At 68.2% G+C, this 13,524-nt stretch carries 15 protein-coding genes and 1 pseudogene; 12 read left to right on the plus strand and 4 right to left on the minus strand.

Annotated elements, in window-relative coordinates; all coding sequences use genetic code 11:
* From GX543_RS07530 to GX543_RS07545, 4 genes are all read left to right on the plus strand, one after another.
* Positions 1 to 538: hypothetical protein (locus GX543_RS07530; protein ID WP_290851015.1), on the plus strand; the 538-nt coding region annotated here is incomplete at its 5' end.
* Positions 535 to 906, plus strand: coding sequence for a BlaI/MecI/CopY family transcriptional regulator (locus tag GX543_RS07535; RefSeq protein WP_290851017.1), 372 nt, complete (start codon positions 535 to 537; stop codon positions 904 to 906). The genes GX543_RS07530 and GX543_RS07535, both read left to right, overlap by 4 nt.
* A complete protein-coding gene (locus GX543_RS07540; RefSeq protein ID WP_290851019.1) occupies positions 903 to 1,328 on the plus strand; it encodes a hypothetical protein in 426 nt (141 codons plus the stop codon). The genes GX543_RS07535 and GX543_RS07540 overlap by 4 nt, the downstream gene beginning before the upstream one ends.
* Positions 1,325 to 1,870 carry a M56 family metallopeptidase gene (locus GX543_RS07545; protein WP_290851021.1) on the plus strand — a complete coding sequence of 182 codons (546 nt, stop codon included), beginning with the start codon at positions 1,325 to 1,327 and terminating at the stop codon, positions 1,868 to 1,870. Before GX543_RS07540 ends, GX543_RS07545 begins: the two co-directional genes overlap by 4 nt.
* 5 nt (positions 1,871 to 1,875) lie before the next feature.
* On the opposite strand, the gene GX543_RS07550 is transcribed toward GX543_RS07545, so the two are convergent.
* Positions 1,876 to 2,541 (minus strand): response regulator transcription factor, encoded by a 666-nt coding sequence (locus GX543_RS07550; protein ID WP_290851023.1) that lies wholly within the window; start codon positions 2,539 to 2,541, stop codon positions 1,876 to 1,878.
* A complete protein-coding gene (locus tag GX543_RS07555; RefSeq protein WP_290851024.1) occupies positions 2,534 to 3,748 on the minus strand; it encodes a sensor histidine kinase in 1,215 nt (404 codons plus the stop codon). The genes GX543_RS07550 and GX543_RS07555 overlap by 8 nt, the downstream gene beginning before the upstream one ends.
* A gap of 200 nt (positions 3,749 to 3,948) precedes the next feature.
* Here GX543_RS07555 and GX543_RS07560 point away from each other — a divergent pair, with 200 nt between their 5' ends.
* Positions 3,949 to 5,034, plus strand: a complete 1,086-nt coding sequence (locus GX543_RS07560) for an ABC transporter permease (protein WP_290851026.1) — start codon at positions 3,949 to 3,951, stop codon at positions 5,032 to 5,034.
* Positions 5,031 to 5,720, plus strand: coding sequence for an ABC transporter ATP-binding protein (locus tag GX543_RS07565; protein ID WP_290851028.1), 690 nt, complete (start codon positions 5,031 to 5,033; stop codon positions 5,718 to 5,720). The genes GX543_RS07560 and GX543_RS07565 overlap by 4 nt, the downstream gene beginning before the upstream one ends.
* Positions 5,721 to 5,780: 60 nt before the next feature.
* On the opposite strand, the gene GX543_RS07570 is transcribed toward GX543_RS07565, so the two are convergent.
* Entirely contained in the window at positions 5,781 to 6,803 is a 1,023-nt protein-coding gene (locus tag GX543_RS07570) for an Atu2307/SP_0267 family LLM class monooxygenase (protein ID WP_290851030.1), read from the minus strand.
* Between the two features lie 650 nt (positions 6,804 to 7,453).
* A complete protein-coding gene (locus tag GX543_RS07575; RefSeq protein ID WP_290851032.1) occupies positions 7,454 to 8,092 on the minus strand; it encodes a TetR family transcriptional regulator in 639 nt (212 codons plus the stop codon).
* Positions 8,093 to 8,347: 255 nt separating this feature from the next.
* On the opposite strand from GX543_RS07575, the gene GX543_RS07580 reads away from it, so the two are divergent.
* The 6 genes and pseudogenes from GX543_RS07580 (at position 8,348) to GX543_RS07605 (ending at position 13,480) form a co-directional block, all read left to right on the plus strand.
* Positions 8,348 to 9,130: an alpha/beta hydrolase gene (locus tag GX543_RS07580; RefSeq protein WP_290851034.1), complete on the plus strand. Its 783-nt coding sequence runs from the start codon at positions 8,348 to 8,350 to the stop codon at positions 9,128 to 9,130.
* A pseudogene (locus GX543_RS07585) lies at positions 9,127 to 9,979 on the plus strand (SDR family NAD(P)-dependent oxidoreductase). The gene GX543_RS07580 and the pseudogene GX543_RS07585 overlap by 4 nt, the downstream one beginning before the upstream one ends.
* Entirely contained in the window at positions 9,976 to 10,899 is a 924-nt protein-coding gene (locus GX543_RS07590; protein WP_290851035.1) for a ferritin-like domain-containing protein, read from the plus strand. Before GX543_RS07585 ends, GX543_RS07590 begins: the two are co-directional and overlap by 4 nt.
* Positions 10,899 to 11,450 carry a hypothetical protein gene (locus GX543_RS07595; protein WP_290851036.1) on the plus strand — a complete coding sequence of 184 codons (552 nt, stop codon included), beginning with the start codon at positions 10,899 to 10,901 and terminating at the stop codon, positions 11,448 to 11,450. The genes GX543_RS07590 and GX543_RS07595 overlap by 1 nt, the downstream gene beginning before the upstream one ends.
* Positions 11,447 to 12,961: an NAD(P)/FAD-dependent oxidoreductase gene (locus GX543_RS07600; RefSeq protein WP_290851038.1), complete on the plus strand. Its 1,515-nt coding sequence runs from the start codon at positions 11,447 to 11,449 to the stop codon at positions 12,959 to 12,961. Before GX543_RS07595 ends, GX543_RS07600 begins: the two co-directional genes overlap by 4 nt.
* 54 nt (positions 12,962 to 13,015) lie before the next feature.
* Positions 13,016 to 13,480, plus strand: coding sequence for a carboxymuconolactone decarboxylase family protein (locus GX543_RS07605; RefSeq protein WP_290851039.1), 465 nt, complete (start codon positions 13,016 to 13,018; stop codon positions 13,478 to 13,480).
* The last annotated feature ends 44 nt before the right edge of the window (positions 13,481 to 13,524 follow it).

A 13,524-nucleotide genomic window follows, 5' to 3' on the forward strand; every position in this document is an offset into this window, starting at 1 on the left:
CATGCCCGTCTCTGTTGTGACCGTGAAGGCACTCCGCGAATCCCCCCGTCTGGTTGGGCGTGCGATCCGCGACGCGACCGCACGTCAAGCCGTGGTCGCCGTCGTCGTCGCCGCCCTGGTGGCAGTCGTGATCGGGGTGGCGACGGTCCTGATTCCGAACAGCGTCTTCGGCCGCGAGATCGCGCCGGTCGCCTGGAACTACCCGGTGCTGGTGATCACCGCGGTGCTCTCCGGCCTCCTTGCCGCCACCTACGTCCGCACCGGGCGAGAGCTCCCGGCGTCGAGTGACGACACCGACGACGACAGTCGTCCCGGCAAGTTCGCCATCATGGGCGCCACTGTCTCGTGGTTCGCCGTCGGCTGCCCGGTGTGCAACAAGTTGGCACTGCTCGCCTTCGGCTACACCGGAGCCCTGACGTGGTTCGCCCCGTTCCAGCCGGTGCTGGCGGTGTTGGGCATCGCACTCCTCTGGACCGGCCTGGCCGTGCGACTGCAGACGCGCCAGTACTGCCCCACCCCGGCTTGGAGCAACGCATGAGCGATCAGCCGCTCCGTCTCGGTTCGCTGGAACAGCAGGTGATGGACGTGCTCTGGGACAACGGCGCGTCGTCGGTGCGGGAGATCATCGACGCCTTGCCCGCGGCGAACGCCTACACGACCATCGCGACGGTCCTGCGGAACCTGGAGCGCAAGAAGCTGGTCTCCGCACAGCGTCGACGCCGGTCGGTCCACTATTCGGCGCGAACCAGCCGCGACGAGCACGCCGCGAATCTGATGAACCAGGCACTCTCGTCGAGCAAGGACCGCGCCGCATCGATCCTGCACTTCGTCGACACCATTTCCGACGACGACGCCGACCTCCTGCGCAGATATCTGGAACGGCCGCACGCCGAGGGACAACCGTGACACTCGGACTGCTGCCGGTCCTGCTGATCGGAACGCTGCTGGTCGCAGCGTTCGCCGGGCCGCGCCTGCTCGAGATCGCAGCTCCGGCGCTGTCGCGGTATCCGCGAACCGCGGTTGCCGTGATCGGCGGTGGCGTCGCCATCTGGCTCATCGCCTTCATGTTGCTGGGCCCGCTGTTCGCGTGGATGACCACCGGGCAGTCCGGCGGCGGGGCCGTCGACTTCTGCCGCCAGTGTCTGCAGTCGTCGAGCCCCTGGATCGATCCGGTCTTCAGCACCGGGGTACCGACCTTCGTCATCTTGGCGGGGCCTGCGGTGCTGATCGGCACCGCGCTGGTCTTTGTTGCGACACGCACCGCCGCGGAGGAATCGATGCCGCACGCACCGCGGCGCAGGTCCGCGGGCGAGCCGAGCGAACGTTGATCCGCGGCCACGACGTGCTCGTCACCGACGACCCCGGCGCCGAGGCATTCGCGCTGCCTGCACGCCATGGCGGAATCGTGATGAGCAGCGGCGCCCTGGCCCTTCTCGACGGCGACGAACTCGACGCCGTCTTGGCCCACGAGCAGGCGCATCTGTCGCAGCGCCATCACCTGATCGCCGCACTCAGCCTGCACATCGGGCGAGTTCTGCGACCGATCCCGTTCATCCGCGCCGCCACCGCAGCGATCCCGTTGTACCTGGAGATCGCGGCCGACGATGCCGCACGGAATCGTGCGGGCACCCGGCCGCTGGTGTCCGCCCTGCTACGGCTGCGCACTCATTCGGCGGCTTCGTCGACGTCGCAGGCCGGCGTGCTGCACGCGGTCGGCCCCCATCGGATCCGGACGCTGCTGCGCGAAGATCCCGCACCGCGCAGCCGCACAACCATCCTGGCGACGTCCGCGCAAAGCATGATCCTGGTGTTGCTCAGCACTGCGGTCGCGGTTCCGTGGCTGGTCGCGATCACCACCGGCTGCACCTGAACGATTCAGCGGCGGATGATGCCGAGACTGGTGGCCGCGGCGACGGCAGCAGTCCGCGAATCGACGTCGAGCTTGACGAAGATGCGGGCGAGGTGAGATTTCACGGTGCCCTCCGTGAGATGCAGGTTGCCGGCGATCGCACTGTTCGAGAGTCCGTCGGCCACCAGGCCGAGGACTTCGGTCTCGCGTCGCGTGAGGGCGGTGCTCGGCAGTCGAAGCCGATTCATCAGGCGGTCGGCGACGGTGGGGGCCAACGTTGTGCGTCCGGCCGCGGCGGTGCGGACTGCAGCCACCAGGTCCTCCGGCGGCGCGTCTTTCAGCAGGTATCCGGTGGCGCCCGCTTCGATCGCAGGGAGGGTGTCGGCGTCGGAGTCGTAGGTGGTCACGATGAGCACGCGCGGTGCGTCGTGTCGGGCGGTGATCTGAGCTGTCGCCTCCGCGCCGCCCATCCCCTTGCCGAACTGGAGATCCATCAGGACCACGTCGATATCGCCGACCGCGGCCCTCTCCACGGCGGCCTCGGCGGTCGCGGCTTCGTCGACGACGATCAAGTCGGCTTCGGTCTCCAAGACCGCGCGCAGACCGGCGCGGACGATGGGGTGGTCATCGGCCAGCAGCAGTCGAATCCCTGGGTCGGTCAACCCAGTATCGGTCATCCCTGCCTCACTCATGGGTCTCCTCCGGCTCGACGTCGGCGTGCGGGATCCGTGCCCGCACCGTGGTCCCGCGACCTTCCGCGGAGTCGACCACCAGGGTGCCGTCGACCGCGTGTGCGCGGGCGCGCATCGCGGGCAGACCGAATCCGCCGTTGATCGAATCATGCGCTGTCACCGCGTCCTGATCGAAGCCGCACCCGTCATCGGCCACGCCGAGGCCGACGCCGAAGCCGTCGTACTTCAGCTCCACGTCGATCGAGGCGGCACCCGAGTGCCGAACCGCGTTGGCCAATGCCGATTGCGCGATGCGCAGCACCGCCACCTCGCGTGCCGTCGGCAGCGGAACAGGGGTGCCGATCAACCGGAAACGCACTGCGATGCGGTGGCGGTCGCCGGTGGTCGTGCAGAGACGTTCGACGGCCGCGGCGAGGGTGCTGTCGTCGAGCGACGGAGGGGTGAGGGCGGCGACGAAGCGTCGTGCCTCGGCGAGGTTGTCGCCGGCCGCCTCGCGGGCCTGCACGACGTAACGGGCCGCATTCTCCGGGTTGGTCGGCAGCGCTCGCTCGGCGGCGTGGAGCAGAAGCTGAATGCTCGAGAAGCCCTGCGCCAGGGTGTCGTGGATCTCGCGAGCCAGCCGATCGCGTTCGGCCGAGACGCCGGCGGTGTGCTGTGCGGCGGCGAGGTCTGCCCGGGTGGCGGTCAGTTCCTCGATCAGTGCGCGTCGTCGATCACTCTCTCGGTAGAGCGCTTGGTAGCCCCAGACGACGGTCACGGCCACCGCGGCGCCCAGAGCCGGCCCGATCGCCATGGCCGGATTGAACTCCCCCTGATGGACGGCGAACCCGGTCACCGCGATGACGGTCGTCACGATCACGGCGAGCAGTCCGCTCCGCGGCGGCAGCAGGTGCAGTTGCAGGAAGAAGAGTGGGAAGGCGAACCAGATCGCGTCCGGGGTCAGCACGAGCAGGAGCAACCAGGCCGCGCCGAGCGCCGCCAACCACAACGCAGCGGCTCGGCGCGACGTGCGAACCACGGGCAGCGTCGTCCCGACGGCGTAGACGACGCCACAGATCACCACTGCCGCCACACACGCAGCGGGGTGCGGCAGCTCACCGAGCACCGCACGGACGGCGGCAAGCGCCAGGAGGCCCACCACCAGCAGATGCACGCACCAGTCGAGGGCGCGTGGCGTCGGCGTCGGAAACGGTGAATCGGGTGTCACGGAGGGAGGCGGCGAGGAAGGGACGGTCACAGTGGCTCCAGCTTACGGAGTGCGTCGGCCGCACGCCCTCCATCGAAAGTTATAAGCCCAAGGTCAACCTTCGGCGCGCAGAGTGTGCCCTTGCGGGCGACGCGCGGGCACCCGTGTGCGCGAGAGAGTGGAGCATACCTGTTGGACACCGGAAAGGACTGGCCCACACCGTGTTTGTCGCCTGGAGAGACCTGAAGTTCGCGAAGGGACGATTCGCCCTCATGGGCGGCGTCATCGTGCTCATCACCGTACTGGTGGGACTGCTGTCCGGGCTCACCGGAGGCTTGGCGCAGCAGAACATCTCCGCCATCACTGGCCTGCCCGCGAACGAGATCGCGTTCCAGAAGCCCGCAGACGGGCAGAAGATCTCGTACACGAACTCCACTGTCACGCAGCAGCAGTGGGAGGAGTGGTCGGACGCGCCGGGCGTCACCGACGCCGAGCCGCTGGGCATCACGACCACCAAGGCCAGCGCGGACAACAGGACCGCGGCCGTCTCGATCTTCGGCGTGGAGCCCGGATCGCGACTCGCACCCGACAGCGACCTGATCACCGACGACGCCCTCGTCCTGTCCAGCGGCGCCGCCAAGGACCTCGACCTGTCGACCGGCGACTCGGTGATGCTCGCGGGCAAGGAGCTCAGGGTCGCCGCGACCGCCGGTGACGCGTCGTTCAGCCACACCCCGGTGGTCTGGACCAGCCGTACCGTCTGGCAGCAGCTGGCCCCGCCCACGGAGAACAGCAATGGCCCGACCGCCACCGTCATCGCCCTGACCACCAACGACGACGCCGACCTCGCGCAGAGCGATACCGCCATCGGCACCGAGACCGTGTCGCGCGACGACTCGCTCTCCGCAATCGGCTCGTACACCTCGGAGAACGGCTCGCTGCAGCTGATGCGCATGTTCCTGTTCGCCATCTCGGCACTGGTGGTCGGAGCGTTCTTCACGGTCTGGACCATCCAGCGCAGCGGCGACATCGCGATCCTCAAGGCCCTCGGTGCCTCGACCGCGAACCTGCTGAAGGACGCACTCGGCCAGGCCTTCGTCCTGCTGGTCGGCGGCACTGCGATCGGCAGTGCGATCGCCGCAGGTCTCGGAGCGCTGGTCTCCGGAACGGTGCCCTTCCTCCTCACTCCCGCGACCGTCTTGATTCCGGCCTCGGTGATGATCCTCCTCGGTGCCGTCGGCGCCGCCCTGTCCATCTACCGGATCACCTCGGTTGATCCGCTGACCGCCCTCGGGAGCGCACGATGAGCCTCACTCTGACCGACATCACCCTCACCTACCCCGACGGGGACTCGCGGCTGACCGCACTCGACAACGTCAGCCTCGACGTGCCCGGAGGCAGCCTGACCGCCGTCGTCGGCCCCTCGGGGTCGGGCAAGTCGAGCCTGTTGGCCGTCGCCGCGACCCTGATCACCCCCGACTCGGGCACGGTGCGCATCGACGGGACCGACACCGCCGGAATGTCGCGCCGACAGCTCGCCGAACTGCGCCGCGAGAAGATCGGCATCGTCTTCCAGCAGCCGAATCTCCTGGCCTCACTGACCGCCGCCGAGCAGCTGCAAGTGATGACCCAGATCCGCGGCAAGTCGCCACGCAGCGCCCGCGACCGCGCGCACGAGCTCCTCGATGTCGTCGGGCTGGCCCGCGAAGCCGATCGTCGTCCGCACCAGTTGTCGGGTGGACAGCGGCAACGCGTGAACATCGCCCGCGCCCTGATGAACGACCCGACCGTCCTGCTGGTCGACGAACCCACCAGCGCGCTCGATCACGAACGCGGCGCCGCCGTCATCGCGCTGATCGCCGAGCTGACGCGAAGTAACAACACCGCGACCGTCCTCGTCACCCATGATCGGTCACAGCTGACGACGTTCGACCAGATCACCGAGGTTCACGACGGTCGTCTCACCGTCGTGAGCGCGACGGCGGCAGCATGATCTGACATCGGTGGCCCCGTCGATTGACGGGGCCACCGATGTGTTGCGGGTTGACGGCAGTCAGGCGAGCATGTCCTTGACCAGCGGAACCACCTTGGATCCGTAGAGCTCGATGGACCGCAGGTGGTCGCCGTGCTGCACCGGTTGGTCGTACTTGAGGTCGAACCTGTCGACGTCGAGCGCCTGCACGGTCGCAGCGATCTTGGCCGCGACGGTCTCCGGCGACCCGACGTACAGGGCGCCGGTCTCGATCTCACGCTCGAAGTCGCCTGCGTTCGGTGCGGGCCAACCGCGCTCGCGGCCCATCTGCTTGCGCAGGGCGAACCAGCCGTCGCGGACCAGGTCGCGTGCCTGCTCGTCGGTGTCGGCCACCAGACCGGGCGAGTGCACGGCCACCGGCTGTCGCGGAACCTGGAACTCGTCCTGCGCCCGCTCGAAGAGATCGATGTAGGCGGAGAAGCGTTCGGCGGGGCCACCGATGATCGCGAGGAACAGACCGAATCCGTAGCGTGCGGTCCGCACCACCGACTCCGGGCTTCCACCCACCCCGACCCACGCGCGGAGACCGTCCTCGGTGGTCGGAAAGACGCGTTGGTCCTGCAGCCCGGCCCGGGTGCTCCCCTGCCACGTCACCGGCTCCTCCTTCACCAGCTCGGCCAGCAGCGCGAGCTTCTCCTCGAAGAGGACCTCGTAGTCGCGGAGGTCGTAGCCGAAGAGCGGGAAGGACTCGGTGAACGAGCCACGGCCGGCGACGATCTCGGCCCGGCCGCCCGATACCGCGTCGAGCGTGGCGAACCGTTCGAACACGCGGACCGGGTCGTCGGAGCTGAGCACCGTGACCGCCGATCCCAGGCGGATGCGTTCGGTCTGCCCGGCGATCGCGGCGAGCACCATCTCCGGGCTCGACACCGCGTAGTCGGGGCGATGATGCTCGCCGACACCGAAGAAGTCCAGACCCGCCTGATCAGCGACGACGGCATCCTCCACGATGTCGCGGATCACCTGCGCGTGCGGAAGGTGGTCGCCGTTCGCGTCGCGGGTGAGCCCGCCAAAAGTGTCAAGGCCAAACTCGATTTCGCTCATGTCCGGAGACAACAGCGCACCTGGACCGAAGATTCCCGGCACGGGGTCGCCCCAGGCTGGTCGAGTCGGCGAGTGAGCGCAGCGATCCCGCCCAGAATCGAGACCCCGGCACAACTCACCCCCGGCCTCGAAACACCGTTGCGGTGCCGATACAGGCTGGTCGAGTTCGTCGCTGCGAGCGCAGCGAGCAACGACGAGTATCGAGACCCCCAGCGCCCCAATACAACTCACCGCCGGTCTCGATACACCGATGCGGGCTCCGCGCCGCAGCGGCACTCGACCACCCTGAAACGCACCACCCAGCACGACGAGAACCCACCCTGAATCGAGACCACCACGCGGTGCGCGCGGACCCAAGAATCTTGAACAATCAGCGCCCTCACAGGGCGCAGATCGATCACTTTCCCAACGCCCCGACCTCGAAACACCGATGCGGGCTCCGTACGTAGCGGTGCCGATACAGGCTGGTCGAGTTCGGCGCTGCGAGCGCAGCGAGCAACGACGAGTATCGAGACCCCCAGCGCTCCAATACAACTCACCGCCGGTCTCGATACACCGATGCGGGCTCCGCGCCGCAGCGGCACTCGACCACCCTGAAACGCACCACCCACCACGACGACTCACCCGCACTGGTCGAGTCAGCAGGTCCGCTATGTGAAGCGCAGCTGGCCCACGACCATCCGGTCGGCGAGGCGCATCAGGCTCGCCACCAGTTCTGCGGCTGTGGCGTCGATTGCTCCCGACCGCCAAGCGCCGACGGTCTCGACGAAGCCGCCGATGCCGACCAGCAGGGCGATCCGGAAGTCGCGTTCGTCGAAGCCGGGCTCGCGGTAGTCGTCGCTGAAGGCCAGGAAGACGTCGACCACCGAGGCGATCATCGTGCGTCGGAGAGATTCCAGTAGTTCGCTGCCCCCGTGGTCGCCGAAGAAGATCTGGGTGGAGCCGGGATCGGTGGCGACGAACTCCACGACGGCGGTCACCGCGGCTTCGAGTTGAACCCGAGGCGAATCGTGCAGATGCGGCTCGACCGCTTCGAGAATCAAGGTCATCGCCTCGCCGCGCACCTCGTCACCCACCGCGACGAGGATCGCGGACCGATCGGCGAAGCTCTCGTAGAAGTAGCGATCGGCCAGGGCCGCGCGGGCACAGACACCGCGCACCGTGACCGCCGTCCACCCGCTCTCGCACCAGAGGGCGCGAGCCGCTTCCAAGAGCACCGCGCGCCGTCCGGCGCGCCGCTCGTCGGCCGACTTGCCGCCGTAGGGGCGCTTCGTTTTCGCAGGTGCCACAGGAAATATCTTGACATTCATCACACCGGAGAGCAATCTGCAGACATGGGTCTGCAAAACTGGGCGGCGCCCGGCTTGTCGCTCCGATCACGGGTGGCGATGGGAGCGCTCAGCCTCACGTGGCGACCCCTCTCGCACGCGCTTCCACCGGGGCGCGTTGCGACGACTGCCGGTCGTTCGCTCATCGCCACGGGCCTCGCCCTCGGGTCGCCACCGCTGAAGACTGCGCGGTTCGAACGCGTCGAGGAACCGAGAGTGTCCGGGCCGACCGTCCGTGGCGAGTGGGTGCGCACCTCCCGCGTCACCCGGAGCGACGGGGCCGTCCTCTATCTCCACGGCAGCGGGTACGTCGTCTGCTCCAGCCGCACGCACCGGGGCCTCACCTCTCAGATCGCCGATCGCACCGGGCTGCCGGTGTTCTCGATCGACTACCGGCTGGCACCGTCGGCGCGGTTCCCTGCGGCGTCCGACGACGCACGGGCGGCCTGGGACTGGCTGCTCGCGAAGGGCCACGACCCGGCACGCGTCGTGGTGGCGGGCGACTCCGCGGGTGGGCACCTCGCCCTGCTGCTGGCCCTGCAACTCGCCCGCGAAGGAGAACCGCTGCCGGCGGCCCTGGTGACGCTCTCTCCGCTCGTCGACACCACGCTCCGCGGCGGGACGATCCGCGATCGCATCGAACGCGACCCGTTTGCCGCGGCTGCGGTTGCGCAGCGCGCCCTCGGCGGCTACTTCGACCACCCCGCCGCACACCACGCCGCCCGCATCGACTTCACCGACGTCGACTGCTTCCCGCCGACCTTGGTGCACAACGGATCTCGAGAGATGCTGGCAGGCGACTGCACCGAGCTGACGAGGCGACTCCGTGCCGCGGGCTTCGAGGCGAAACACCGCGTCTGGCCCGGCCTCATGCACGTCTTCCAGGCCATGACCGCCGTGTTTCCCGAAAGCGACGCCGCGCTGTCCGACATCGCCGAGTTCATCACCGGCCGCCTGCCGACCACCACCGGGCACCGCGACTTGGAGGCCACCGCATGATCGGATTCCCACGACCCGTGACCAAGAGTGCCCGCGCGGTGGTGACCGGAGCGGGCAGCGGTATCGGCCGGGCCTTCGCCGTCGAGCTCGCGCGGCGCGGTGCCCACGTGCTCTGCGCCGACATCGACGCGGCGTCGGCCAAAGAGACCGTCGACCTGATCGCCGCGAAGGGCGGCGACGCGATCGCGTTCGTCTGCGACGTGAGCCGCTCGGACGACATCGAGTTGCTGCGCGACCGGGCGATCGACTGGTTCGCCGGAGCGCCAACCCTGTTGATCAACAACGCCGGGATCGGCGCGGGCGGTCACACGGTGGGCCGCTCCGACCTGGACGACTGGGAACGAACCCTCGGCATCAATCTGTGGGGTGCCATCTACGGCTGCCACCACTTCGTTCCTGTGATGCGCGAGCACGGACACGGCGGCATCATCAACGTCGCCTCCGCGGCGGGTTTCGCCGCGGGTCCCCGAATGGCCGCGTACAACGTGAGCAAAGCGGGCGTGATGAGTTTGTCGGAGACGCTGGCCACCGAGTTGGCGGGCAGCGGTCTGCGCGTCACCGTCCTGTGCCCGACCTTCGTCAAGACCAACATCTTCACCGGACCGTTGATCGAATCCGGGGCCGCCGATGCGGCCGCGGGCATCGCCAAGTACGTCGGAATGTCCCCGGACAAGGTGGCTCGCACAACGCTCGACGCCCACGACAAGGGCCGGCTGTACGTGGTCCCCCCAACTCGACGCCAAGGCCATCTGGCTGTCCAAGCGTTTCGCCCCGTCGACGCACGCGCGCGTCGGCGGGCTCCTCGCCCGACTCGCCCCGTTCACCGATGAAGGAGCTGACGTGTCATGAGCTACGACTTCGACGCCATGCTGCAGACCATCAAAGACAAGCAGTGGTCGCTGGCCGACATCGACTGGGACGCGCCCGGGGCGGAGACCATGTCCGACGAGACCCGCGCGCGGATGGCGCCGTTCATGGCCGATCTGGTGTGGATCGAGCACATCGGCGCCCGCGGGTTCGCGGCCCTCGCCAAACAGGCGCCGACACCGACCATCCGTGAGATCTACCGGTACTTCCACGCCGAGGAACAGAAACACGCCAACGCCGAACTGGCGCTGATGAAGCGCTGGGGCATGCTGCCCGACGGTCGGATCCCCGAGCCGACCATCCAGGTCAAGATGGCGATCACGGTCCTCGACTCGTGGGGCGACGACCTCCCGCTCGCAGGCCTCGCCGCCCTGATCCCACTCCTCGAAGTGGCGCTCGACGGCGCACTCGTCAAGTTCCTCACCGACGAGGTCGACGATCCGCTGTGCCACGAGGTCTTCCGGCACATCAACAACGACGAGGCGCGCCACATCGCCACCGATTTCCAGGTGCTGGAGTTGATCGGGGTGGGCAGCACCGTCGACCACGCCGTCAAGGCAGTGGCACTACTCGACCCGCGCGTCGCCGTCGGGCTGACCGTCGTGTTCGTCCCGCTGATCAGCAAGATGCGGAACAACGTGGTGGCGATGGGCTTGGAGGAGCGCAAACTGATGAGCGCGATCAAGCGCTACAGCAAGATCGGCGGTCGCGGCCCGAACACCCGGAAGCTGGTCTCATACCATATCCTGCGGGCGATGGGCGAGATGATCGTCGACCGCTCGCACCCCTACCATCGGCTGCTCGGCGATCCGATGGTGATCATCACCGACCGGGTGCCGCGCAGACTGCTCGCGAAGCCGCAGTCGTGGGTCGACGGCCTCAGTGCCGAAGCGGTCGCGTGATGGCCCTCAACGCAGACCTGCAGGAGCGCTTCGACGGTCGTCTGATCGTCGGCACCGGCTGGTTCGAGACTTACTACCCCGGCCAGCGCGTCGCACTCCTGGCCACCGGCGCCGAAGCCGCGGCGATCCTGCCCGAGGTTCTGCACACCGCGGAGTCGGTGACCTTCTTCCCCGAGGGAACGGTGTGGGTGACGCCGATCGACGTGCCGGGCCGAACGCTGCGACGCTTGGTGGCGCGCTCCCACCTGCGTTGCGGGGTCCGCGACCGCTGGCAGCGCCGCCAACTGACCCCGCATCGCTTCGACGTCGCGCCCACCGTCGTCAGCCCCAACTACTTTGCTGCTCTACGCGACCCGCGGACCCGCGTGGTGCACTGGCCCGCCTACGCGATCGTCCGCGACGGCATCCGCTCCGCCGACGGGGTGGAGTATCGCGTCGACACCATCATCGTCGGCGACTCGTCTCAGTTCGCCGACCTCACCACCCCCGACCCCACCACCGCCGCCGACTCGACGTCCCCCGCGCGTCGCCCGAAGAAGCAGTCTCGATGAACTCACCCGACCACGACGTCGTCATCATCGGCGGCGGCCTCTCCGGCATCGGCGCCGCCATCATGCTCGACAGGGCAGGATTCGACGACTACCTGATCCTGGAGGCGGGCGACGGGTTCGGCGGCGCGTGGCATTGGAACACCTATCCCGGCGTCGGAGTCGACATCCCGTCGTTCTCCTACCAGTTCTCCTTCGAGCAGGTCTCGGGCTGGTCGCGCGTCTACGCGCCCGGCGCCGAACTGAAGGCCTACGCCGAACACTGCGTCGACAAGTACGACGTCCGGCGGCGCAGCGAACTCGGCGTCAGCGTCACCGCGGCCGCCTACGACGACGCCCACGACCGCTGGGAGGTCCGCCTCGACGACGGGCGCACCGTCACCGGCAGACACATCGTGTCGGCCACCGGAGTCCTCACCATACCGAAGAAGCCGGAGATCGACGGGGTCGACGACTTCGCGGGCACGGTGATGCACACCGCCCGCTGGGATCACGACGTCGATCTGACGGACAAGCGCGTCGCCATCATCGGGACCGGCGCGTCCGCGGTGCAGGTGATCCCGACGATCGCCCCGACGGTGAAGCATTTGACGGTGTTCCAGCGCACGCCGATCTGGTGCCTGCCCAAGCCCGACGCGCCGCTGCCGTGGCCGCTGCGCACCGCGCTGGGAGCGATCCCCGGCTCCAAGGCGCTGGCGCGACTGGTGAGCCAGTCGTACGTCGAGGTCACCTTTCCGCTTGCCGCGCACTTCCACGGTTACGTTCCGACCGCGTCGGTCGGCGAGAAACTCGGACACCTGCATCTGCGCCGATCGGTGACCGACCCCGACGTCCGCCGCAAGCTGACCCCGAACTACTCGCTCGGCTGCAAGCGCCCTAGCTTCTCCAACTCGTATCTGCAGGCCTTCAACCGTCCCGACGTCTACCTCGAGACCGATCCGATCGCGGCGATCACCCCCGACGGCGTCCGGACCGAGAGCGGCACCGAGCACCGGGTCGACGTGCTGATCCTCGCCACCGGATTCAAGGTGTTCGACAAGAGCAACATGCCGCCGTTCCCGGTGTCCGGGGTCGACGGCACCGACCTCGAGACCTTCTGGACCACCAACCGGTTCCAGGCGTATCACGGCGTCAGCGTCCCGGCGTTCCCGAATCTGTTCTCGATCCTCGGTCCCTACGGGTACAACGGGGCGTCATACTTCAATCTCATCGAGACGCAGACCAACCACATCATCCGAGTGCTCACCGCGGCGCGGAAGCGCGGCGCGACGCGGGTCGAGGTCACCGAGCAGGCCAACGCCGACTACTTCGCCTCGGTCCTCGGCCGCCGCGACAAGCAGATCTTCTTCCAGGGACAGTGCTCCACCGCCAACAGCTACTACTTCGACGACCGCGGCGACGTGCCCCTGCGCCCGTCGTCGACCCTGGAGACCATGTGGGACGCCGCGCGCTTCCCGCTGGAGGACTACTCCTTTTCGAGTTCGACGGAGGCGGCGTCGACGTCCGCACCGTGATCTCTCGCGTCCGCCGAGCCGTCGGGCACCGAATGCTCCGGCTACGGTGACTCCATGCCCACTCCTCGCGTCAGTATCGACAAGCAGACACCCGCCGCGTACAAGGCGCTGGTCAAGGTCTCCACCAAAGTCGCAGCGGCCGCCGAGGCGGCAGGCATCAGCCGCGCGACCATGGAACTGGTGAACATGCACTGCTCCCAGCTCAACGGGTGCGCGTTCTGCCTCTCCGTACATCGCGAAGACGCGATCGCCGCGGGAGTCACCGAGCAGCAGTTGGCCGTGCTCTCCGCCTGGCGCGATGCGCCGAACCTGTACGACGACGAGACACGCGCGGCCCTCGAACTCGCCGAGATGGTGACGAATCTCCCCGACCACGACACCGCCGACTGCGCGTACGAGCGTGCGGCCGATGTGCTGGATGCGGAGCAGATCTCCGCGGTGATCTGGGGTGCGACGTCGATCAACGCGTTCAACCGCGTGTCCATCCTGAGTCGGTACAACGTGCATCCGCGCCCCTGAATCGACGGCGTTGCGGCCCGACGCGTCGCAACGCTCTTGGAGAA

The sequence above is a fragment of the Gordonia sp. (in: high G+C Gram-positive bacteria) genome, from assembly GCF_012515855.1.
GTDB lineage: Bacteria > Actinomycetota > Actinomycetes > Mycobacteriales > Mycobacteriaceae > Gordonia.

What these genes read in the sequence shown, in the direction of transcription:
- GX543_RS07565 (WP_290851028.1), top strand. Translation starts at nt 5,031, where the DNA reads ATGAGCCTCACTCTGACCGACATCACCCTCACCTACCCCGACGGGGAC.
- GX543_RS07595 (WP_290851036.1), top strand. Translation starts at nt 10,899, where the DNA reads ATGGCCCTCAACGCAGACCTGCAGGAGCGCTTCGACGGTCGTCTGATC.
- GX543_RS07590 (WP_290851035.1), top strand. Translation starts at nt 9,976, where the DNA reads ATGAGCTACGACTTCGACGCCATGCTGCAGACCATCAAAGACAAGCAG.
- GX543_RS07600 (WP_290851038.1), top strand. Translation starts at nt 11,447, where the DNA reads ATGAACTCACCCGACCACGACGTCGTCATCATCGGCGGCGGCCTCTCC.
- GX543_RS07550 (WP_290851023.1), bottom strand. Translation starts at nt 2,541, where the DNA reads ATGAGTGAGGCAGGGATGACCGATACTGGGTTGACCGACCCAGGGATT.
- GX543_RS07535 (WP_290851017.1), top strand. Translation starts at nt 535, where the DNA reads ATGAGCGATCAGCCGCTCCGTCTCGGTTCGCTGGAACAGCAGGTGATG.
- GX543_RS07570 (WP_290851030.1), bottom strand. Translation starts at nt 6,803, where the DNA reads ATGAGCGAAATCGAGTTTGGCCTTGACACTTTTGGCGGGCTCACCCGC.
- GX543_RS07605 (WP_290851039.1), top strand. Translation starts at nt 13,016, where the DNA reads ATGCCCACTCCTCGCGTCAGTATCGACAAGCAGACACCCGCCGCGTAC.